At 70.1% G+C, this 22,177-nt stretch carries 18 protein-coding genes; 8 read left to right on the top strand and 10 right to left on the bottom strand.

Annotated features, from left to right (window positions below; all coding sequences use genetic code 11):
* The first annotated feature begins 3 nt into the window (after window positions 1-3).
* Together OCU_RS45460 and OCU_RS45455 are read left to right on the top strand one after the other, a co-directional pair.
* Complete coding sequence (locus OCU_RS45460) at window positions 4-1,131, top strand: GuaB3 family IMP dehydrogenase-related protein (RefSeq protein WP_008260152.1); 1,128 nt, start codon at window positions 4-6, stop codon at window positions 1,129-1,131.
* Window positions 1,132-1,252: 121 nt separating this feature from the next.
* Window positions 1,253-2,989, top strand: coding sequence for a GMC oxidoreductase (locus tag OCU_RS45455; protein ID WP_009954983.1), 1,737 nt, complete (start codon window positions 1,253-1,255; stop codon window positions 2,987-2,989).
* Between the two features lie 112 nt (window positions 2,990-3,101).
* Here the strand turns inward: OCU_RS45455 and OCU_RS45450 are convergent, their stop codons facing one another.
* Window positions 3,102-4,004 carry a TauD/TfdA dioxygenase family protein gene (locus OCU_RS45450; RefSeq protein ID WP_014381049.1) on the bottom strand — a complete coding sequence of 301 codons (903 nt, stop codon included), beginning with the start codon at window positions 4,002-4,004 and terminating at the stop codon, window positions 3,102-3,104.
* A gap of 60 nt (window positions 4,005-4,064) precedes the next feature.
* Here OCU_RS45450 and OCU_RS45445 point away from each other — a divergent pair, with 60 nt between their 5' ends.
* The gene (locus OCU_RS45445) at window positions 4,065-4,640 is read left to right on the top strand and encodes a TetR/AcrR family transcriptional regulator (RefSeq protein WP_036459650.1); all 576 of its coding nucleotides are present in this window, start codon (window positions 4,065-4,067) and stop codon (window positions 4,638-4,640) included.
* Here the strand turns inward: OCU_RS45445 and OCU_RS45440 are convergent.
* The 3 genes from OCU_RS45440 to OCU_RS45430 all read right to left on the bottom strand — a co-directional run bounded on the left by OCU_RS45440 (window position 4,634) and on the right by OCU_RS45430 (window position 9,522).
* The gene (locus tag OCU_RS45440; protein ID WP_014381047.1) at window positions 4,634-7,000 is read right to left on the bottom strand and encodes a glycoside hydrolase family 65 protein; all 2,367 of its coding nucleotides are present in this window, start codon (window positions 6,998-7,000) and stop codon (window positions 4,634-4,636) included. The genes OCU_RS45445 and OCU_RS45440 overlap by 7 nt on opposite strands.
* A complete protein-coding gene (locus OCU_RS45435; protein WP_371286284.1) occupies window positions 6,997-7,794 on the bottom strand; it encodes a beta-phosphoglucomutase family hydrolase in 798 nt (265 codons plus the stop codon). Before OCU_RS45435 ends, OCU_RS45440 begins: the two co-directional genes overlap by 4 nt.
* A 135-nt stretch (window positions 7,795-7,929) precedes the next feature.
* Complete coding sequence (locus tag OCU_RS45430) at window positions 7,930-9,522, bottom strand: PPE family protein (protein ID WP_014381046.1); 1,593 nt, start codon at window positions 9,520-9,522, stop codon at window positions 7,930-7,932.
* Window positions 9,523-9,772: 250 nt separating this feature from the next.
* On the opposite strand from OCU_RS45430, the gene guaA reads away from it, so the two are divergent.
* The 4 genes from guaA (at window position 9,773) to OCU_RS45410 (ending at window position 14,226) form a co-directional block, all read left to right on the top strand.
* Window positions 9,773-11,383 carry a glutamine-hydrolyzing GMP synthase gene (guaA, locus tag OCU_RS45425; RefSeq protein ID WP_193375125.1) on the top strand — a complete coding sequence of 537 codons (1,611 nt, stop codon included), beginning with the start codon at window positions 9,773-9,775 and terminating at the stop codon, window positions 11,381-11,383.
* The gene (locus tag OCU_RS51300) at window positions 11,374-11,526 is read left to right on the top strand and encodes a hypothetical protein (protein ID WP_158520012.1); all 153 of its coding nucleotides are present in this window, start codon (window positions 11,374-11,376) and stop codon (window positions 11,524-11,526) included. The genes guaA and OCU_RS51300 overlap by 10 nt, the downstream gene beginning before the upstream one ends.
* A 414-nt stretch (window positions 11,527-11,940) precedes the next feature.
* Complete coding sequence (locus OCU_RS45415; RefSeq protein ID WP_029385492.1) at window positions 11,941-12,621, top strand: hypothetical protein; 681 nt, start codon at window positions 11,941-11,943, stop codon at window positions 12,619-12,621.
* A gap of 48 nt (window positions 12,622-12,669) precedes the next feature.
* On the top strand, window positions 12,670-14,226 hold the full coding sequence (locus tag OCU_RS45410; protein WP_009957342.1) for a DNA polymerase Y family protein: 1,557 nt from the start codon (window positions 12,670-12,672) through the stop codon (window positions 14,224-14,226).
* Here the strand turns inward: OCU_RS45410 and OCU_RS45405 are convergent.
* The 4 genes from OCU_RS45405 to OCU_RS45390 all read right to left on the bottom strand — a co-directional run bounded on the left by OCU_RS45405 (window position 14,217) and on the right by OCU_RS45390 (window position 18,359).
* Window positions 14,217-15,374, bottom strand: a complete 1,158-nt coding sequence (locus tag OCU_RS45405; protein ID WP_009957341.1) for an alpha-hydroxy-acid oxidizing protein — start codon at window positions 15,372-15,374, stop codon at window positions 14,217-14,219. The genes OCU_RS45410 and OCU_RS45405 overlap by 10 nt on opposite strands.
* A 124-nt stretch (window positions 15,375-15,498) precedes the next feature.
* Window positions 15,499-16,758, bottom strand: a complete 1,260-nt coding sequence (gene kasB / locus OCU_RS45400; protein ID WP_014381042.1) for a 3-oxoacyl-ACP synthase KasB — start codon at window positions 16,756-16,758, stop codon at window positions 15,499-15,501.
* A 117-nt stretch (window positions 16,759-16,875) separates the two neighbouring features.
* Window positions 16,876-17,328, bottom strand: a complete 453-nt coding sequence (locus OCU_RS45395) for a hypothetical protein (protein WP_014381041.1) — start codon at window positions 17,326-17,328, stop codon at window positions 16,876-16,878.
* Entirely contained in the window at window positions 17,325-18,359 is a 1,035-nt protein-coding gene (locus OCU_RS45390; protein ID WP_014381040.1) for a nucleoside hydrolase, read from the bottom strand. The genes OCU_RS45395 and OCU_RS45390 overlap by 4 nt, the downstream gene beginning before the upstream one ends.
* A 56-nt stretch (window positions 18,360-18,415) precedes the next feature.
* Here OCU_RS45390 and cmaA1 point away from each other — a divergent pair, with 56 nt between their 5' ends.
* Window positions 18,416-19,303, top strand: a complete 888-nt coding sequence (cmaA1, locus tag OCU_RS45385; protein ID WP_014381039.1) for a cyclopropane mycolic acid synthase CmaA1 — start codon at window positions 18,416-18,418, stop codon at window positions 19,301-19,303.
* Here the strand turns inward: cmaA1 and OCU_RS45380 are convergent, their stop codons facing one another.
* Window positions 19,304-21,310: an SDR family oxidoreductase gene (locus OCU_RS45380; protein ID WP_014381038.1), complete on the bottom strand. Its 2,007-nt coding sequence runs from the start codon at window positions 21,308-21,310 to the stop codon at window positions 19,304-19,306.
* A gap of 63 nt (window positions 21,311-21,373) precedes the next feature.
* Window positions 21,374-22,087, bottom strand: a complete 714-nt coding sequence (locus OCU_RS45375; protein ID WP_009956139.1) for a histidine phosphatase family protein — start codon at window positions 22,085-22,087, stop codon at window positions 21,374-21,376.
* Between the last annotated feature and the right edge of the window lie 90 nt (window positions 22,088-22,177).

Here is a 22,177-nt window from a genome sequence, read left to right as displayed (position 1 = left end):
CAGATGGTCGAGATCGGGATGGGCCGCACCGCCCGTCGCAGCTATGAACTGAGCGAAGTCAGCATCGTGGCGTCCCGGCGCACCCGGTCGTCGCAGGACGTGTCGACCGCCTGGCAGCTCGACGCCTACCGGTTCGAGATCCCGGTGCTGGCGCATCCGACCGATGCGCTCGTGTCGCCGGAGTTCGCGATCGAGCTGGGCCGCCTCGGCGGGCTGGGCGTGCTCAACGGCGAGGGGCTGATCGGCCGGCACGCCGATGTCGAGGCCAAGATCGCCCAGCTGGTCGAGGCCGCCAGCAAGGAGCCCGAACCCTCGGCGGCGATCCGGCTGCTGCAGGAATTCCATGCCGCCCCGCTGAACCCGGACCTGCTGGGCTCGGCCGTCGCCCGCATCCGGGAGGCCGGCGTCACCACCGCGGTGCGGGTCAGCCCGCAAAACGCCCAGGCGCTCACCCCGGTGTTGCTGCAGGCCGGCATCGACCTGCTGGTCATCCAGGGCACCATCGTCTCCGCCGAAAGAGTGGCCAGCGACGGCGAGCCGCTGAACCTGAAGACGTTCATCTCCGAGCTCGACGTGCCGGTGGTCGCCGGGGGCGTGCAGGACCACCGCACCGCGCTGCACCTGATGCGCACCGGCGCCGCCGGCGTCATCGTCGGCTACGGCGCCACCCGGGGCGTGACCACCAGCGACGAGGTGCTGGGCATCAGCGTGCCGATGGCCACCGCGATCGCCGACGCGGCCGCCGCGCGCCGCGAATACCTCGACGAGACCGGCGGCCGGTACGTGCACGTCCTGGCCGACGGCGACATCCACACCTCGGGCGAGCTGGCGAAGGCCATCGCCTGCGGCGCCGACGCGGTGGTGCTGGGCACCCCGCTCGCCGAGTCCGCCGAGGCGCTCGGCGAGGGGTGGTTCTGGCCGGCCGCGGCCGCGCACCCGTCGTTGCCGCGCGGGGCGCTGCTGCAGATCGCCGTCGGTGAACGCCCGCCCCTGCGGCAGGTGCTGGGCGGGCCGTCCGACGACCCGTTCGGCAGCCTCAACCTGGTCGGCGGGCTGCGCCGGTCGATGGCCAAGGCCGGCTACTGCGACCTCAAGGAATTCCAGAAGGTCGGGCTGACCGTCGGTAGCTGACTCGTCATCGGCGAGTGCCCGGCCAGGCGGGCGCGGGACGCCGTCCGCGCGGCCAGCCGGGCGTCCGCGCATCGGCGGAGGCCGCTGGTTTGTTACCCGCGAGTAAGGCCATACTGGTGCGATGAAGCCGGATTACGACGTACTGATCATCGGTTCGGGTTTTGGGGGCAGCGTCAGCGCATTGCGGCTGACGGAAAAGGGCTACCGCGTCGGCGTCCTCGAGGCCGGACGCCGGTTCGCCGACGAGGATTTCGCGGAGACGTCCTGGGATCTGCGCAAGTTCCTGTGGGCGCCGAAGCTGGGTTGCTACGGCATCCAGCGCATCCACCCGCTGCGCAACGTGCTGATCCTGGCCGGCGCCGGCGTGGGCGGCGGCTCGCTGAACTACGCCAACACGCTGTATGTGCCGCCGGAGCCGTTCTTCAAAGACCAGCAGTGGTCGCACATCACCGACTGGCGCGACGAGCTGATGCCGCACTACGACCAGGCGCGACGCATGCTGGGTGTGGTGGAAAACCCGACCTTCACCGACGCCGATCGCGTCGTCAAGGAGGTCGCCGACGACATGGGCTGCGGCGACACGTTCGTGCCGACACCGGTCGGGGTGTTCTTCGGCCCCGACGGCACCAAGGCGCCGGGCAAGACCGTGCCGGACCCCTACTTCGGCGGCGCCGGACCCGAGCGCACCGGCTGCCTGGAGTGCGGCTGCTGCATGACCGGGTGCCGCTACGGCGCCAAGAACACCCTGCTGAAGAACTACCTCTATCTCGCGGAATCGGGTGGGGCGCAAGTCATTCCGATGACGACGGTGAAGCGGTTCGAGCAGCGCCCCGACGGGCTGTGGGAGGTCCGCACGGTGCGCACCGGCAGTTGGCTGCGCCGCGACCGGCGCACCTACACCGCCAAGCACCTGATCCTGGCCGCCGGGACGTGGGGCACCCAGCACCTGCTGTTCAAGATGCGCGACGAGGGCCGGCTGCCCCGGCTCTCCAACCGCCTCGGCGTGCTGACCCGCACCAACTCCGAGTCCATCGTCGGGGCCGGGCGCTTGGAGGTCTCTCCGGATCTGGACCTCACCCACGGGGTGGCGATCACGTCGTCGATCCACCCGACGCCCGACACCCACATCGAGCCGGTCCGCTACGGCAAGGGCTCCAACGCGATGGGGCTGCTGCAGACGTTGATGACCGACGGGCCGGGCCCCGAAGGCACCGACGTGCCACGCTGGAAGCAGTTGCTGGACACCGCCCGTGAAGATCCGCGCGGAATGCTGCGGCTGCTCAACCCGCGCCAGTGGAGTGAGCGCACCATGATCGCGCTGGTGATGCAGCACCTGGACAACTCGATCACCACGTTCACCAAACGCGGCAAGCTCGGCATCCGCTGGTACACCAGCAAGCAGGGCCACGGCGAGCCGAACCCGACGTGGATCCCGGTGGGCAACGAGGTCACCCGCCGCATCGCCGCCAAGATCGACGGCGTGGCCGGCGGCACCTGGGGCGAGCTGCTCAACATCCCGCTGACCGCGCACTTCCTCGGCGGCGCGGTGATCGGCGACAACGCCGACCACGGGGTCATCGACCCCTATCACCGGGTCTACGGCTACCCGACGCTGTATGTGGTGGACGGCGCGGCGATCTCGGCGAACCTCGGCGTGAATCCGTCGCTGTCCATCACCGCCCAGGCCGAGCGGGCCGCGTCGCTGTGGCCGAACAACGGCGAAAACGACCGGCGCCCGGCGCAGGGCGAACCGTACCGCCGGCTGGATCCGATAGCGCCGGCGCACCCGCGGGTGCCCCTCTCCGCCCCGGGCGCGCTGCGCTGGTCACCGGTCGATCCGGTCAGCTCGGTGGGCTAGCTAGCTCCCGTGACGATCGCGAGCGCGGCGTAGCCGGGCGCTGCGGGTCGTCACCATCAGCTCCCGTGACGATCGCGAGCGCGGCGTAGCCGGGCGCTGCGGGTCGTCACGATCAGCTCGCCAGCACCTCGAGCGGCGTGCCGCTGACCACCCGGCTGCGCTCGCCGTGCACGTTGACCGGCACATCGCCCATCAAGGTGATGCGGTGCATGAGCCGGGGCTGGTCGTCGTAGTCGTCGATGGCCCGGTGCTGGGTCGCGCGGTTGTCCCACATGGCGACGTCGCCCGGCGCCCAGGCCCAGCGAATGGTGTTCTCCGGCATGGTGATTCGTCGCTGGAGTAGCTCGAGTAGCACGCTCGACTCGTGGTTGTCCAGGCCCACGAAGCCGCGCACGAAATCGCCGGCCAGCAGCGCGCGTTCACCGGTCTCCGGGTGTACCCGCACCACGGGATGCTCGGTGCGGAAGTCGGGCTTCTCGAAGGCTTGCCGAAACGCCCGCTGCGCGTCGCTCATCGACATGACCGCCTCGGTGGACACGTAGTCGTAGCGGTTGGTGTGCAGCGCCCAGAGGTTTTCCACCAGGTGCTTCAGCGGCTCCGGCAGATGCTGGTAGGCCGCCACGGTGGAGGCCCACAGCGTCGAGCCGCCGTAGGAGGGCAGGGTGACCGCCCGCAGGATCGAGGCCGCCGGGTAGTTGGCGGCGAACGTCACGTCGGTGTGCCAGCGGGTCGCCTTGCCGTACTCGGAGTCGATCGGCGTGATCACCGGCATGTGCTTGGCGGCCAGGGCGGACGCGGCCGGGTGGCCGATGGGGGTGCCCAGCAGGCGCGCGAAGTCGAGCTGCTGCTCGTCGTCAAGGTGGTGCTGGTGGCGAAAGAAGACGACCTTGTGCGTCAACAGCGCCCGGCGGATCGTCTCGACCGCGGCGTCGTCGAGGTGGCCGCCGAGGCTGACGCCGTCGATTCGGGCCCCGATGCGACTTCCCAGCTTGGTGACGGTGATTTGAGCAGTCATGTCGTGTTCCTTGAGTCAAAACGGGTGTAGTCAAGTGACTACGTTTGGTAGTGTAGTCAGATGACTACAACGTCCGCAAGAGGCCGCGGGAAACCCCCGACCGGGCGGGCGGAAGTGGCCGCGGCGATCCTGGAGGCCGCCACCGAGCTCTTCGCCGAGCGCGGCCCGGCGGCGACCTCCATCCGCGACATCGCCGCGCGGGCAGGCGTCAACCACGGGCTGGTTTTCCGGCACTTCGGCACCAAGGAACAACTCGTCGGCGCCGTGCTCGACCACCTCGGGGCCGACCTGAGCGCCCAGCTGGAGACCGACACCCCCGCCGAGGTGGTGCAGCGCTCCCTGGACCGCCAGATGCGGGTGATGGCCCGCACCGTGCTCGACGGCTATCCGGCGGGCCAGCTGCAGAAGCGCTTCCCCAACATCGCCACCCTGCTCGACGGGGTGCGGCCGCTCTACGACGACGAGGTCAAGGCGAGGCTCGCCGTCGCCAATGCCCTTGCCCTGCAATTTGGTTGGCGGTTGTTCGCGCCGGTCCTGCGCTCGGCGACCGGGATCGAAGAGCTGACCGACGCCGAATTGCGCGCCGCGGTGGGCGCCGAAGTGGAGCGGATGCTCGGGCCCGCCGACACTCAGTGAGGCCGCGACAGCACCCGCCGGTGCATGGGCGCGCGCCCCAGCGGCTGCTGCGGCGGCGGCAGGAGCGGCTTGCGGGGACGCACGGCGACCGTCGTCGGGGATTCGGTGCTCAGCTCGAGGTCCTCGCCGGCGTGCCGGATGGTCAGCTCGCCGCCGGGCCCGTCGCGCAGCGTGTACGTGACATCGACGTGGTTGACGTCGATGGTGACCCGGAAGTCGCGCCACCGCAGCCGGAATCGCAACCGCGAAATCCCGTCCGGCAGAGCGGGATCCAATGACAGCATGCCCTCGTCGTCGCGCAGGCCGCCGAACCCGGCCACCAGCGCGGTCCAGGCGCCGGCGAGCGAGGCCATGTGCAGGCCGTCGCGGGTGTTGTGGTGCAGATCGCGCAGGTCGATCAGGGCGGCCTCGTAGGCGTAGTCGTGGGCCAGCTCCAGATGCCCGACCTCGGCGCACATCACCGCCTGGGTGCAGGCCGACAGCGACGAGTCGCGCACCATGCGCGGCTCGTAGTAGTCGACGTTGCGGGCCTTCTGTTCGGGGGTGAACGCGTGGCTCTGCCAGTGCATCGCCAGCACCAGGTCGGCCTGCTTGATCACCTGCGCGGGATAGAGCCGGACGTAGGCCTCGTGCAGCAGCAGCGGGTAGGTGGTGTTCTTCTCGAAGTCCCATTCGGCGTAGGTGGTGAACCCCTCGCACTGCTGATGGACCCCGAGCCCGTCGTCATAGGGGATGTGGGCGGCGTCGGCGGCATCGCGCCACGCGGCCGCCTCCTCGGTGGTGACCCCCAGCGCCTTGGCCGCGTCGGGATGGCGGTTGCACGCGTCGGCAGCGGTGTGCAGGTTGTGCGCGGCCATCAGGTTGGTGAAGGCGTTGTCGCGGACGACCGCGGTGTACTCGTCGGGGCCGGTGACACCGTCCAGGTGCCAGACGCCGTGCCGGTCGTGATGGCCGAGCGAGAGCCACAGCCGGGCTGTCTCGACCAGCACCTTCAGGCCGCAATCGGCTTCCAGCTCGTCGTCGCCGGTGACGATGCGGTAGCGCTCGAAGGCCATCGCGATGTCGGCGTTGATGTGCCAGGCCGCCGTGCCGGCCGGCCAGTATGCCGAGCACTCCTGCCCGCGGATGGTCCGCCACGGGAAGGCGGCGCCCTCCAGGCCCAGTTCGGCCGCCCGCTCCTTGGCCAGATCCAGGGTGGAGGCCCGCCACTTCAGCGCGTCGGCCACGGTGTGCGGCGCGGTGTAGGTCAGCACCGGCAGCACGTAACCCTCGGTGTCCCAGAAGGCGTGCCCGTCGTAGCCGGTTCCGGTGAGTCCCTTGGCCGCGATGGCGCGGCGTTCGGCGCGGGCGCTGGCCTGCAGCAGGTGGAAGAGCCCGAAGCGCACCGCCTGCTGGGATTCGGGGTCGCCCTCGACCTCGACGTCCGCGCAGTCCCAGAAGTTGTCCAGATACTTCCGTTGCGAATCCAGCAGCCCCTGCCATCCGCTGTAGCGGCCGCCGTGCAGCGCGGCCGCGACCTGGTCGCGCAGCGCCGGACGCGAGCGCATGCTCGACCAGCCGTAGGCCAGGTATTTGACGATGCGCAACTTCTGTCCCTCGCGCAGCCCGCAGATCACGGTGGTTCGCGCCAGATCGGCCCGCGCATCGGTGCTGACCTCGACGCGGCCGGGAACCTCGACCTCGTGATCCATTCCGGCGGCCATCATCAGCGCGCTGCTACGGGTGCGGTGCATGAGAACCGCGCCCGTATCGGTGTTTTCGTGGGCGACCTCTTCGAGCGGGTTCTCCAGGATGGCCGACACGCGCGGGTCGCCGGAGGTCTGCGGCTGGTCCTCGTTGGTGACCAGTTCGGACTGCACCGTGACCCGCACGAATTCGCCGACCGCTTCCACGACGTACTCGATGGCGGCCAGGCCGCGGTGCGGCAGCGAGACCAGCCGGGTGGTGACCACCTTGACCTCTTTGCCCGCGGGCGAGCGCCAGTGCGCGGTTCTCGTCAGCGTCCCGGCGCGCAGGTCGAGATCGCGCTCGTGAGAGATCAGTTCGCCGTAGCGCACGTCGAAGGGCTCGTCCTCGACCAGCAACCGGATGATCTTGCCGTTGGTGACGTCGACCAGCGTCTGGCCGGCTTCCGGGTAGCCGTAGCCGGCTTCGGCGTAGGGCAGCGGCCGGATCTCGTAGAAGGAGTTCAGGTAGGTGCCCGGCAGGCCGTAGGGCTCGCCCTCGTCGAGGTTGCCGCGCAGCCCGATGTGCCCGTTGGACAGGGTGAACAGGGATTCCGACTGGGCCAGCAGGTTGAGGTCGAGCTGGGTTTCGCGAACGTGCCACGGGTCAACGGGAAACGCTTCGTCGGTGATCATGACTGCAGCAACTCGGCGAGGTCGCTGACCACCACGTCCGCGCCGTTGCGGCGTAAGTCCTCGGCTTGGCCCACCCTGTCGACACCTATCACGAAACCGAAGTTACCGGCCCGGCCGGCGGCCACCCCCGACAAGGCGTCTTCGAACACGGCCGCCGCCTCGGCGGGGACGTCGAGCAGTTGCGCCCCGCGCAGGTAGGAGTCGGGCGCCGGCTTGCCGGCGATGTGTTCCTGGCGCAGGGTGATGCCGTCCACCCGCTTTTGCACGAACCGGTCCAGCCCGGTGACCTCGAGGACGTCGCGGGTGTTGGCGCTCGAGGACACCACCGCGATGCCGAGGCCCGCGGCCGACGCCGCCTCGAGGTAGCGCCGCGAACCGTCGAATACCTTGACGCCGTCCTGCTTGAGGACCTTCTGGAACATGTCGTTCTTGCGGTTGCCCAGGCCGTAGACGGTCTCGGCGTCATCGGGGTCATCGGGGCTGCCGTCGGGCAGTTCGATGCCGCGGCTTTCCAGAAACGACCGGACCCCGTCCTCGCGTTTCTTGCCGTCCACGTACTTGCGGTAGTCCGCGGCCGCGTCGAAGGGGACGAATTCGTCGCCGGTGCGCTGGGCCCGGTCGGACAGGTAGGCGTCGAACATCGCCTTCCACGCCTTGGTGTGCACACTGGCGGTGTCGGTGAGCACGCCGTCGAGGTCGAACAGGCAGGCGCGCACCTTTTCTGGCAGACCCAGCTCTGAGCTCACCGGCGGTCCTCGCTTTCTGGTCTCGGGGGCTGGTTGACCGATACCCACTCCACCATGTCCGCCATGCGTGCCGCCAGCGTTTCGGTGTCCGCCGCCGCGGCGGGGCGGATGCCTGCGGGGACGGCCGGTCGCCGGTCAACGCGTTAACGCGCTGTGCCGCAGGTGATTTCGTCGACGACGGAGTCAGCCCCCGCTGCCGGGCGCCCCCTTGCCGTCGCCCGGGGGCCAGGTGCCCGGCACCATCGGCATGCGGGGTGCGTCGCCGAATTCGTCGGCCGCCAGGGTGGTCAGGCCCGCCGCGGCGACGGGTTCCTTGCGTGCCGTGCCGGCGAAGCCCAGGTTTCCGGCGCCGCCGTGCGACGCCGTCGTCTCCGGCTCGTTCCAGTCCGGATCGACGTCGACGTTCATGTCCATGAACTCGTCGCCATGGGCGCGCTGCCGCGCCCGCCGGCGCCGGCGGTTGCGCGCCGCCTCCCGCGCGGCCGCGGCCGCGACGGCCGCGGCCGAATCGGGTTCGGGCGCCTTCTTTTTCGCGCCGGCGGCGGCGCCCGCGCTCATCCCCGAACCGAAACCGATGCCGGGAGGCGCGAGGGCGTACGGGGGCACGAACGGGACGGTGCCGGCGGCTGGCGGCGCGGGCGGCGCCGGGCTGGCCACCGTGGCGGCCGAGGGCGCGGGCGCGGGCGCGGGTGCCGGCGCGGCGGCCGCGGCTGGCGCGGTGACGGGGCTCATGGCGGGCGCAGCCGGCAGGCTCGGGGGTGCGGCTGGGGCGGGGGCGGCCGGCACCGCGGCGGGCGCGGCCGGGGGGGCCGGCGCGGCCAGGCCGGCAAAGCCGGCCAGCGCCCCGAAGGGGGCCGCGGCGACGAGCATCGGCAGCAACAGCAACTGGGGCTGCGTCGGGAGCCAACTGGCGAGCTGGGCCAGGTGTGTCGGCCAGTCGAGCAGCACGAGTTGCGTGATGAACTCGAAGGCCGCCGCCGGGTTCTCCTGCAACAGGGCCCCGAACTGCTGGAAATCGGAAAACAGTTCGAGGGCCCGGACCACCCACCACATCAGGTCCCCGGGGTTGGTGTAGGCCTCGTAGGGCAGGCCGTTGAGGGTCCCCTCGACCGGATCCCAGTCGAGGCCGAACAGCCGCAGGATCTGGGCGACGAACTGGTTGAGCGGGCTGTCGAACCCGTGCTCGTGGTCGTGGTGGTCGTCGTCCTCCTCGTGGTCGTGTTGCGCGGTGGCCTCGGACTTCAGGATCGGCGGTGCCGGGTCGGTCGGCGGTACGGCCGCCACCGTCGCCGTGGAGACGGCTTCATAGGTCGCCATCGTGCCGGCGGCCTGGACCCACATCCGCGCATAGTCGGCCTCGTTGACCGCGATCGGAATGGTGTTGATCCCAAAGAAATTCGTCGCCACCAGGGCACCGTGGACGACGTGGTTGGTGGTCAGCTCCGGCAGGGTCGGCATCGCCGCCAGCGCGGCGGTGTAGGCGGTGCCCGCCGCCTCGTGCTGGGCGGCCGCCGCGGCGCTGTGCGCGCTGGCCTGTGTCAACCACGCCAGGTACGGGGCGTGCGCGGCGACGTAGGATTCGGCGCTGGGCCCCTGCCATGCCCCGGCCTGCGTCGACGTCAACAGCGCGCCGAGTTCTTCTGCGGCCGAGGCGTATTCGGCGCTCATTGAGCTCCACGCCGCCGCCGCGGCGAACAGCGACGCCGGCCCCGGTCCGCTGCTGAGCAACGCCGAGTGCACCTCGGGCGGGGACGCCATCCACACCGGCGCGGTCATCGCCGGACGCCTCGTCGGCGGTCGGCCATCGGCGGCGCGCTTGCGGCGGGCAACGTCATCACGGCAACTCCTGGGCTGGGCAGTGTGCAGATCCTCGACCAGTCAATTGAAAATGATTGTCGTTATCAATACTCGACCGCCGACCTCATGCCAAAGGCATAGAATTCGCCGCGGCGGCGCGTTACGCACCGCGTTTTCGCCGTGGGCCTCTCGGGCGGCGGCGGCGCAGGCGGCCACTAGACTCGCCTGCGTGGCCGAATCCAGGGAAACTGAGGCAACCGAGCCGGCGGGCGCGTCCGGACCGCCCGCTCGACCGGTGCTCGTCGTGGACTTCGGGGCGCAGTACGCGCAGCTGATCGCCCGCCGGGTCCGCGAGGCGCGGGTTTTCTCGGAGGTCATCCCGCACACCGCCACGGCCGAGGACATCAAGGCCAGGGACCCGCTGGCGCTGGTCCTTTCCGGCGGGCCGTCCAGTGTCTACGCCGACGGCGCCCCGCAGCTGGACCCGGCGCTGTTCGACCTCGGGGTGCCGGTGTTCGGCATCTGTTACGGGTTCCAGGCCATGGCCCAGGCGCTGGGCGGGACCGTCGCCCACACCGGCACCAGCGAATACGGCCGCACCGAACTGAAAGTCCTTGGCGGCGAACTGCATTCGGGCTTACCGAGCGTCCAGCCGGTGTGGATGAGCCACGGCGACGCGGTCACGGCCGCGCCGGACGGGTTCGAGGTGGTGGCCAGCAGCGCAGGCGCGGCGGTCGCCGGGTTCGAGAACCGGGCCCGTCGGCTGGCCGGCGTGCAGTACCACCCGGAGGTGATGCACAGCCCGCACGGGCAGCAGGTGCTCAGCCGCTTCCTGCACGACTTCGCCGGGCTCGGCGCGGACTGGACGGCCGCCAACATCGCCGAGGCGCTGGTCGAGCAGGTGCGCGCCCAGATCGGCGACGGCCATGCGATTTGCGGGCTGTCCGGCGGCGTGGATTCCGCGGTGGCCGCCGCGCTGGTACAGCGTGCCATCGGTGACCGCCTGACCTGTGTCTTCGTCGACCACGGGCTGCTGCGCGAGGGCGAGCGCGCGCAGGTGCAACGCGATTTCGTGGCCGCCACCGGCGCCAATCTGGTGACCGTCGACGCGGCCGACACCTTCCTCGACGCGCTCGCCGGCGTGACCAATCCCGAAGGCAAGCGCAAGATCATCGGCCGCCATTTCATCCGGGCGTTCGAGGGCGCGGTGCGAGACATCGTGGGGGACAACGCTTCCGACGGCTCCGGCGTCGAGTTCCTGGTCCAGGGCACGCTGTATCCCGACGTGGTGGAGTCCGGCGGCGGCAGCGGCACAGCGAACATCAAGAGCCACCACAACGTCGGCGGCCTGCCCGGCGACCTGACGTTCAAACTCGTCGAGCCGCTGCGGCTGCTGTTCAAGGACGAGGTGCGCGCGGTCGGGCGCGAGCTGGGCCTGCCGGAGGAAATCGTTGCGCGCCAACCGTTCCCGGGTCCCGGCCTGGGCATCCGGATCGTCGGCGAGGTCACCGCGGAGCGGCTGGACACGCTGCGGCGGGCGGACTCGATCGCGCGCGAGGAGCTGACGGCCGCTGGCCTGGACACCCTGATCTGGCAGTGCCCCGTGGTGCTGCTGGGCGACGTGCGTTCGGTCGGCGTGCAGGGCGACAACCGCACCTACGGGCACCCGATCGTGTTGCGGCCGGTGACCAGTGAGGACGCCATGACCGCCGACTGGACCCGGGTCCCCTACGAGGTGCTCGAAGGCATCTCGACCCGCATCACCAACGAGGTCGCCGAGGTCAACCGCGTGGTGCTGGACATCACCAGCAAGCCGCCGGGCACCATCGAATGGGAGTAGTCGCCCTCGCGTGGGTGCAGGACTTTTCGGCGTTGTTTCCGGTGGAAGTGATCACCCGGCTGCTCGGCGTGCCCGCTGAGCTTCCGCCGGAAGGTCCGCCTCCTGGACAAGATGCGCGAGCGGGAGATGCGGCCGCCGAGTGATGCCGCACAACATGGGTAACAGGCGCCACACGCGTCGCTGCGCGGGTGGACAGGCGTTGTGCCCACCTCCGAGCGACAATCTCGGGCGGGCCCATGACCAGCGAAAACGTGTTGTCGCTCGGAGGTGGGCACACGCACTGCGCCCTCCGCCAGGGTCTGGTGTGGCCGATGGGACTTGTAGGGCGCGACGTGCGGCGACGCCGGCCCCGTGCCCGGGGCCGTGGCGGCCGGCCGGTTGGCATGGTTCAGCGTCGACGGAGTGGGCGTTGCCGCCGAAAAAATCACGCCCGAAAACACCATCAGCCACACCGGCACCGAGCGCATAAAGCAGCCCCTCACGTTGCTTGACGGTTGTCAGAGGGCCGGTGTTTACTTCGAACATACTTTCGAACGCCCGGTGAAGGAGGCTAGGTCATGACCGCGGCTTTTGCCTCCAGCCACCGCGAAGAAACCCGCGCTGAGCAGCTCGAATCGCTTCGACGGCGGATGGCGAGCATCTCCTCGAAAAAGGCCGGGCCGACCGTCCCCGACGACCTGCTGGACTCGGAGTCCCAGCTGGCGCTGCCGCAGTGGCTGGCGGACCTGCTGCCGGCGCCGCTGCCGCGGGGAACGGTGGCGGTGCTCTCGGGTGCCCGGTCGCTGTTGTTGAGCATGGTCGCCGCGGTCACGGCGGCCGGTGGCAACGCCGCGATCGTCGGCCAGCCGGACATCGGGCTGCTGGCCGCCGCGGAGATGGGGGCGGATCTGAGCCGGCTCGCGGTGATACCGGATCCCGGAACCGATCCGGTCGAGGTGGCCGCGGTGCTCGTCGACGGCATGGATCTGGTGGTCCTCGGGCTGGGCGGGCACCGGGTGCCGCCGACGCGGGCGCGGGCGGTGGTGGCGCGGGCCCGCAGCAAGGGTTGCACTCTGCTGGTCACCGGCGGCGATTGGCAGGGCGCGCCGACGCGGCTGGCGGCCCGGGTCTGTGGCTACGAGATCACCCCGCACTGGGGAATGCCCGCCCCCGGATTCGGGCGGATCAGCGGGGTGCGGCTGCAGGTCAGCGGGATGTGTGCGGGACGACGGGTGACGGCCCAAGCGCGAGCGGGGTGAACTCCGGTGGTAACCCCTTCTGGTTCAAGGGTTTTGGCGATCTGGTGCATGGATTGGCCCGCGGTCGCGGCGGCGGCGGCCGCGGATCTGCCCGCGTCCGTGCCGGTCGCGGTCACGCTGGCCAACCGGGTGGTCGCCTGTTCGTCGGCCGCCCGCGCGGTGGGGGTGCGCCGGGGGCTGCGACGCCGGGAGGCGGCGGCCCGGTGCCCGCAGCTGCACGTCACCACCGCCGACGCGGACCGCGACGCCCGCTTCTTCGAAGCGGTGATCGCGGCGGTGGACGACCTGGTGCCCCGCGCCGAGGTGCTGCGGCCCGGGCTCCTGGTGTTGCCGGTGCGCGGGGCGGCCCGCTATTTCGGGTCCGAGGCCGTCGCCGCCGAACGGCTGATCGATGCCGTGGCCGCCGCCGGCGCCGAGTGTCAGGTCGGGATCGCCGACCAGTTGTCCACCGCGGTCTTCGCGGCGCGGGCGGGCCGCGTCGTCGAGCCGGGAGGCGACGCGAGGTTTTTGTCGGTCCTGTCCATCCGCCAACTCGCCACCGAGCCGAGCCTGTCCGGTCCGGGCCGGGAAGAGCTGACGGACCTGTTGTGGCGGATGGGGATTCGCACCATCGGGCAGTTCGCCGCGCTGTCGCGCAGCGATGTGGCCTCCCGGTTCGGCGCCGACGGGGTGACCGCGCACCGGTTGGCCCGCGGCGAGCCCGAACGGCCGCCCTCCGGGCGGGAGCCGCCGGCCGAGCTCGAGGCCGTGCTGGACTGCGATCCGCCGATCGACCGGGTCGATGCCGCGGCGTTCGCCGGGCGCTCGCTGGCCGGAACGCTGCATCAGGCGCTGATGGCCGCCGGCGTGGGATGCACCCGGCTGGCCATCCACGCCGTCACCGCCAACGGCGAAGAACGCCATCGGGTGTGGCGGTGCGCCGAGCCGTTGACCGAGGACGCCACCGCCGACCGGGTGCGCTGGCAGCTCGACGGCTGGCTGAGCAATCGCACCGCGCGCGATCCCCGGCCCACCGCCGCGGTGACGCTGTTGCGGCTGCAGGCGGTGGAGGTGGTATCCGCCGAGGCGCTGCAGTTGCCGCTCTGGGGTGGGCTGGGGGAGGAGGACAGGCTGCGGGCCCGCCGGGCGCTGGTGCGGGTGCAGGGGTTGCTCGGTCCGGAGGCGGTGCGAGTGCCGGTGCTGTCCGGGGGTCGCGGGCCGGCCGAGCGCATCACGCTGATCCCGCTGGGCGGCGAGCCGGTGCCGCGGGCCGATCCCGATCTGCCGTGGCCCGGCCGGCTGCCCGCGCCGTCACCGGCGGTGTTGCTGGACGATCCGGTGGAATTGCTTGACACCCAAGGGAACCCGATACGGGTGACCAACCGCGGGCTGTTCTCCGCCGACCCCGCCCGCATGATCAGCCAGGGCCGAGACGAGCGGCTGTGCTGGTGGGCCGGCCCCTGGCCGGTCGACGAGCGGTGGTGGGACGACCGGCCCGTGGGCGGTCAGGGGGCCGGTCAAGGGTCCGGCCGCACCGCCCGCGCCCAGATCCTGCTGGAAAGCGAGCGTGCGTTGCTGTTGTGCTATCGCCAGCGGCGCTGGTACCTCGAGGGCAGCTATGAGTAGATGGGCCGCAGCGCCTCCGGCGTCAGGTCCTTGAGCGAGGGATATCCGTCGACGGCCATGATCAGGTCCGCTTCGGCCAGCAGCGAGCGCAGCACGTGCACGACGCCCTCGACGCCCCCGAGGGCCAGCCCGTAGGCGTAGGGGCGGCCGATCCCGACGGCGGTCGCCCCCAGCGCGAGGGCCTTGATGATGTCGGCCCCGCTGCGCACGCCCGAGTCGAACAGCACGGGCAGCCCGTCGGCCGCCTCGAGCACGTCGGGCAGGCAATCCAGGCAGGGCAACCCGCCGTTGGCCTGCCGGCCGCCGTGGTTGGAGCAGTAAATGCCGTCCACGCCAATGTCTTTGGCGCGGCGGACGTCGTCGGGGTGGCAGACGCCCTTGACCATCAGCGGCAGGTCGGTCTCCGCCCGCAGCCACTCCAGGTCGTCCCACCGGAACGGGCCGCCGAAAATGGGCAGCTTGCGCACCGCCGCCTCGGTGGCGTCTTCGCCCCGGCTCAAGCGGGAGCGAAAAACGGGATCGCTGGTGTAGTTGGCCAGGCACCCGCTGGGCACCTGGGGGTAGTTCCCCCCGCTGAGGTCGCGGGGCCGCCAGCCGGTGACCCAGGTGTCCAGGGTGACCGCGATGGCCTTGAAGCCGGCCGCCTCGGCGCGGTGCACCAGGCTGGCGGCCATCTTGCGGTCCGGCGGCGTGTACAGCTGGAAGAACGCCGGGCTATCGCCCAGTTCGGCGGCGATATCCTCCATCGGGTCGGACGTGAGCGTGCCCACGAAGAACGGGACGCCGGTGCGGACGGAGGCCCGGGCGCAGAGCATGTCCCCGTGGCCCTCCGGGTCGCACACCCCGATGACGCCGATGGGCGCCATGAAGATCGGTGACGGAAACCTCATGCCGAACAGCTCGACGGACATGTCGCGCTCCTCGGGGGCGATCCCCATCCGCGGGTACAGCCCCCACCGTTTGAAGGCCGCGCAGTTGGCGCGCTGGGTGTGCTCGTCACCGGCGCCGCCCGCGACGTACTGCAGCACCTTCGGTGCCATCGCCGCCGCCGCCTTTTCCTCCAGGTCCTCGAACCTGATCGGGTACTGCGGCTGATTACCGTGCAGCGACTGGTCGTACAGCTCTTTTTGATAGTCGGCGAAGGCCATAGTCGGTCCAGTACCCCGCACCCCGTGCACCAAACCGTGTTCGAGGATGCGGTCCGACGGGTCGCCGGTGTGGCGAAAACGCGTTCGGCACTAAGCGGTTTCGATGCGCTTCGCTATGCGCGCGTCAGTAGCGTCCGAAGACGGTCGCCACGTTGTGTCCGCCGAAGCCGAACGAGTTGTTGATCGCGTACTCGTAGTTGCCGGGGCGGGGTTTGCCGGCCACCACGTCCAGGTCGATCTCGGGGTCGAGGTTTTCCAGGTTCAGCGTGGGCGGCACGACCTGGTCGCGCAGCGCGAGCACGGTCAGGATCGATTCGACGGCGCCCACGGCGCCCACGGAGTGGCCCAGGGCGGCCTTGGGGGCGTAGACGGCGGCGTTGCCGCCGTGGGGGCCCAGGGCGTTGTTGATGGCCCTGCCCTCGGCGACGTCGCCGACCGAGGTGCCGGTGGCGTGGGCGTTGACGTGGTGGATGTCGCTGGGGGAGAGCCCGGCGAGCTGGATGGCGCGGCTCATGGCGTGCCCGGCGCGTTCGCCGTTGGGGTCGGGGGCCACCATGTGGTAGCCGTCGGAGGTGATGCTGGCGCCCATGATGCGGGCCAAGATGTTGGCCCCGCGGGCCTTGGCGTGCTCCTCGGTCTCGATCACCATCAGGGCGCCGGCCTCGCCGAACACGAAGCCGGTCCGGTCGCGGTCGAACGGGCGGCACGCGCCGACGGGGTCGTCGTTCTTGGTCGACATCACGATCCGCATCTGCGCGAACGCCGCGATCGCGACCGCCTCGATCCTGACCTCCACGCCACCGCAGATCGCGATGTCGGCCTCCCCGAAGACGATGTTGCGCCACGCCTGGGCGACGCCCTCCGAACCCGATGCGCACGCCGACACCGGGGTGATGACCCCGGCCTTGGCGTGCCGCTCCAGGCCCACCGCAGCGGCTGCCCCGTTGGGCATGTACTTGGACACCGCCAGCGGGGAGACACCCTTCATCCCGCGGGCGCGCAGGTCGTCGTAGCTGAACACGATTTGCTCCGCCGAGCCCAGGCCCGTGCCGACGGACACCATCAGCCGGTTGCTGTCGACCTCGGGCGAGCCGGCGTTCTCCCAGACCCGCCGGCCCAGGACGGTCGACATCATCTGCAGGTAGCCCATCCGGTGGCGTTCGGCGCGGGTGAGTCCGCCGTCGAAATCCTCGAGTAGATGACCGCCGATGCGCACCGGCAGGTCAAACTCCTCGACGAACGAGTCCTCGAGTTTGCGGATGCCACTTTGCCTGTCCAGCAACAGCTTCCACGTGGACTCGGCGTCAGTCGCCAGTGCGGTCGTCATGGCAATGCCCGTGACGACCACGTTCGGCAGCGTTTTCCCCGTAACCAGCTCCGCCATGACTTCCGAAACCTTTCATTTGATGAGAGCTGCTAACGAATTGACGCCGAGCCCCACACATCCCACCAAATCATGCCAACACAAACTCCCATTGTCCCTGACGTCAAGGGCGTGGCGTTAATCGGCGCGTACCGCCTGCGCCTGCGCCACCAGGGTGCGGCCGCCGGGCAACGCCCGCAGAACGGCGCGGGCCAGCCGGTCGCGGCCGCGGAGAGCGCCGGTCCTGGCCTGACCGGTGCGCAAATGGCGCCACCCCAGGAACGCCCACGACGCCGCGACCACGGCGTCGGTCACCCCGCCGCGGGCCCGGCGCCGGTCGACGAGGGCCAGGCCGAGCGCGGTCGCCGAGTGCACCGTGTCGACCCAGACCCCGGCCGCCAGCTCCTCCGGGCCGGGGTCGACCCCCGACGACGCCGCCTGGACCAGATGGCGAGCGCCCAGGATCCGGGTGACGACGATCGCCTTGCGGTCGACCCGTACCCCGTGGATGTGGCTCAGCACCTCGGCGGGGGCGGCCAGCAGCACGCCGCCCCACCCCGCCCGGATCAGCTCGATGGCACGAAACTTCATGGGGTATCGGCTAACCGGCGCGCGAAGGGGCCCACCCGCTCGATGAACCGATCGAAGAACCCCGCTGCGTCCACGTCAATCCCGATGAGCGCGTTGGGTTCTCGGCGACCCGACCAGTCGGTCACCGTCATGGCGCGGGTCAGGGTCCCGGTCAGCTCGATGTCCACCGTCGCCGGCCGGGTCTTGACGAGCCCCGGATCCAGCGCGACGGCGGCGGCCAACGGATCGTGCATGTGTGCTTGATACCCGTGGCCGAGGTCGTGGTAGGCCTCCAGGTAGAACCGGGTCGCGTCCTCGATCACCCTGATCAAGGGGTTGCACGCCGTGGACCGGGTTGCGCGTTCGTCGTGTTCGCTCAGCGGCGTGGTCGTCGACCCGGCGGTGGCCGCCAGCCGGGCCAGGTGCTCCGGTGTCATGGCGACCTTACGGGTCAAATCCAGCCCGCACAGAATCGGAAGCCGTTGGCGGCCAACGGTTTCCTGGCCCCAGGCGGCCAGCACCTCGGCCGCGGCCTCCGGGTCCACGCTGATGTTCCATTCCGCGACCGCGGTGGTGTTGCCCCGGTGGTCGTAGGAGCCCCCCATGATCACCAGCCGGCGCAGCAGCGACGGCAGGGCGGGTTCGGCGCGCAGCGCCAGCGCCAGATTGGTCAACGGGCCGGTCGCCACGCCGATGAGCTCCCCGGGGTGGGCCTTCGCCGCCCGCACCCACGCGTCCGCCGAGTCGTAGTCGGTGAGCCCGTCCCCACCCGGGGGCAGCTCGGCGTAGCCTAATCCCCTGGGGCCGTGGACTTTTGACGGCAAACACATCGGTCCGGTCAGGGTTTGATCGGAGCCTCTCGAAACCGGTATGCCGGTGACCTCGCACAGTCGCAGCAGGCCGAGATTGTTTTCGCAGACCTGCTCCACCCCGACGTTTCCACCGGTCGAGGCGATGCCGACCACCTCGGCGTCCGGGCTGGCGAACAGGTAGATCAGCGCCAGCGCGTCATCCACGCCGGTGTCGACGTCGACGAAAACGGGAGCGTTCATTGTCTACAACCGTTCATTGTCTACAACATAGCCATCTCGGCTATTAGGCTGAGCTGATGCCCACAACGTCGGAGCCCCCGGAGGGCACTGAATTAACGCCGCACTTCGACGACGTGCAGGCCCACTACGACTTGTCGGACGACTTCTTCCGGCTATTCCTCGACCCGACCCAGACGTACAGCTGCGCCTACTTCGAGCGCGAGGACATGACGCTGGAGGAAGCGCAGATCGCCAAGATCGACCTCGCCCTGGGCAAACTCGGGCTGCAACCGGGCATGACGTTGCTCGACGTCGGCTGCGGCTGGGGCGCCACCATGATGCGCGCCGTGGAGAAATACGACGTCAACGTTGTCGGCCTCACCCTGAGCCGCAACCAAGCCGAGCACGTCGAGCGGCTGATCGCGCAGTCGAAGAGCCCCCGTTCCGCCCGGATCCTGCTGCAGGGCTGGGAGGAGTTCGACGAGCCGGTCGACCGGATCGTCAGCATCGGCGCCTTCGAGCATTTCGGGCACGAGCGCTACGACGCGTTCTTCACCATGGCGCATGACCTGCTGCCCGACGACGGGGTCATGCTGCTGCACACCATCACCGGTCTGCACCCGACCGAGATGGTGGAGCGCGGCATGCCCATCTCGTTCACGTTCGCCCGATTCATCAAATTCATTGTCACCGAGATCTTTCCGGGTGGGCGGTTACCGTCGATACCGATGGTGCAGGAGCGCGCCACCGCGAACGGCTTCACCGTGAGCCGCATCCAGTCGCTGCAGCCGCACTACGCGAAGACCCTCGACATCTGGGCCGCCGCGCTGCAAGCCCACAAGGAGCAGGCCATCGCGGTGCAGTCCGAGGAAGTCTACGAGCGGTACATGAAATATCTGACCGGCTGCGCCGACGCCTTTCGGGTGGGCTATGTCGACGTCAACCAGTTCACGTTGGAGAAATGATCACCAGTGCACGCCGGGCACCCGGCGCACCAGCCGCTTGACGCCCCGCGGCGTGCGCAGGCCGCCGGTGACGGCGCGGACGGGCCGGTTGGGCTTGCGGCGCACGGCCGGCGGCGGCGCTTGGGCGGCGGGTGCCAGCCCGCGCGCCGCGGCCGAGTCGGGATAGCCGAGATAGAGCTGGTGCAGGATTCGTCGAGAAGTCCTGGGGACGAAGTAATTTCCGGCCTCGGCGAGCGTGCCCAGCGGGGTGTCGATGCGCGCGGGCTTGTCCACCAGCCCGCGCACCACCATCGCGGCCGCGCGTTCGGGGCTGATCGCCCGGACCGGGTTGAGCCGGTGCGACGGCACGATCATGGGGGTGCGCACCAGCGGCATGTGGATGTTGGTGAAGGTGATGTGGTCGGACAGCACCTCGGATCCGACCACGTCGGAGAACGCGTCCAGCGCGGCCTTGGTCGGCAGGTAGGAGCTGTATTTGGGGTTGCGTGCCTGCACGCCGGCGCTCGACACGTTGACGACGTGGCCGAATCGCCGCTCGCGCCAATGCGGCAGCAGCGCCAGCACCATTCGCACCGCGCCGAAGTAGTTGACCGCCATCACCCGTTCGTAGTCGTGTAGCCGGTCGGTGGAGTTGACCACCGAGCGGCGGATCGAGCGGCCGGCGTTGTTCACCAGGTAATCGACGTGGTCGAAGCGCCCCAGGATGTCTTTGACGGTGTGCTCCACCGACGCGGAATCGGTGACGTCACAGGTAAAGGCATGGGCGGCACCGCCATTGGCGCGGATCTCGGCGACCAGCTCATCCAGCGCGGCGCCGTTGCGGGCCAGCGCGAACACCGTGGCGCCGCGCTCGGCGATCGCGATCGCCGACGCCCGGCCGATGCCGCTGGACGCGCCGGTGATGATGACGTGCCGGCCGTGCAACGGTCCTCGCGGATCGTCGCGGCGCGCGCGGTCCGGATCGAGGTGTTCCGCCCAGTACCGCCACAGCTTCGGTGCGTAGGAGGAGAACTCGGGAACCCGTATCTCGTAGTCCCGCAAGGCGTTTCGGGTCTTCTCGCTGACGAAGGTGGGCGGCAGGTCGACGAGGTCGAACACCTCGGCGGGGATGCCCAGCTGGGTGGCCGCCATGTTGCGCAGCACCCTGGCCCGGCCGCGCACGTTGAGGACGGGGGCGGCCACCGAGCGGGGCAGCGACCCGCGCAGCGGCGGCAGCCCGGCCGCCTTGGCCACGCCGCGGTAGATGCCGCGCAGGCCGATCGTCTTCTCGGCGGTGAGGTGGAACGTCTGCCCGTCACGACCGTCGGCGTGCAGGAGCGCGACCAGCGCGTCGACGACGTAGTCGACAGGGACGATGTTGGTGCGGCCGGTGTCGGGCAGCAGGATGGGCGTCAGCGACGGCAGGACGGCCAACTTGGCCAGCACGCCGAAGAAGTAGTACGGCCCGTCCACCTTGTCCATCTCGCCGGTGCGCGAATCGCCCACGACCACCGCCGGGCGGTAGATGCGATGGCGCAGGCCGGGCGTCGAGCGCACCAGCAGTTCGGCTTCGAACTTGGTCTGGTGATAGGGCGTCGGCAGTTGCTGGCCGACGTCGAAGTCGTCCTCGGTGTATTCGCCGCGGAAGTCGCCCGCCACGGCGATCGACGAGACGTGGTGCATCGTCGCGCCCAGGCGCCGCGCCAGCCCGATCACCGCGCGGGTGCCCTCGACGTTGGCGGCGCGCTGCTCGGGCTCCCCGGCGGTGATGTCGTAGATCGCCGCGCAGTGCACCACGTGGTCGATCTCGCCCAGCTCGGCGAGGACCTCGTCGCTCAGGTCCAGCTCCGGCAGCTCGGCGACCAGCGGTTTGACCCGATCGCCCCACTGCGCCGCGAGGCGTTCGAAGCGGCCCAGCGACCGCCGTCGCACCAGGACCCACACCTGCGCGTCGGGCCGGGATTCCAGAAGACGAGACACGACGCGGCGACCAATAAACCCGGTACCGCCGGTAACGACATACCGCATGAAGACATGGTGGCGTCGGCAGCCGCCCACGTCAACTGCCGATCCGCGAGGGCTGGCCGCGGGCTAGCTGTGGAAGTCGCGGATCCCGTCCCAGTCGACCAGCGTCCAGCCGGTCATCGGGTTGCCGGTGATCACCACGCGGCCGGTGTTGGGCAACGGGTGGGTGTTCATCAGGCTTTCCTTGCCGTTGCGGGTGTTCATCAGCGTCCACACCATGATCGCGTTGGCGTGCGAGAACACCACCGGGTTGCGGTGGCCGCTGTTGTAGACCTTGTTGACGGCCGCGGTGAACTGGTCGTTGAACTCTTTGCCGCTGATCGAGCCGGGGATGCTGTAGGACACATCGCCCTTGATCCAGTTCACCGGGGCCACCAGGTAGGTCGACTTCGCCATCGACTCGGGTTTGCCGTTGTACCAGCCGGCGTTGATCTCCTGGATGCCGGGCAAAATCTCGACCTGCTTGCCGAGCTCGGCGGCCAGCGGCGCGGCGGTTTGCTGCGTCCGCGTCATCGTGGAGGCGTAGACGCTGTCGTAGTCCTTGCGGCCGAGTTGGTGCGCGATCTGTTCGGCCTGCCCCTTGCCCTCCGGGGTCAGACCCGGGCCCGGCACGTCGGTGTCGATGGTGCCGGCGGCGTTGGCCTCCGACTGGGCGTGCCGGACGAACGTCACCGTGATCGACCGCGCCTGCGGCGAGCCGCCGCAGCCGGCGACGATTACCGTTGCGGTGAGGGCGGCGACCGCAACCGAGGCCTTCCGGAACAAGCTGCGCTTGGACATGGGAGATAGCCTGCCCTGCCGACGCCTTCGGTGGGAAGGGTTTGCGATGGTTACGTGCAGAAAAGCTCTCGACTTCTGGAATAGGAGACC

Origin of the sequence: Mycobacterium intracellulare ATCC 13950, from assembly GCF_000277125.1 — a bacterium.
Taxonomy (GTDB): Bacteria; Actinomycetota; Actinomycetes; order Mycobacteriales; family Mycobacteriaceae; genus Mycobacterium; species Mycobacterium intracellulare.
Note: the sequence above shows the minus strand (reverse complement) of the source record. Positions and strands in the feature narration are given on the sequence as shown.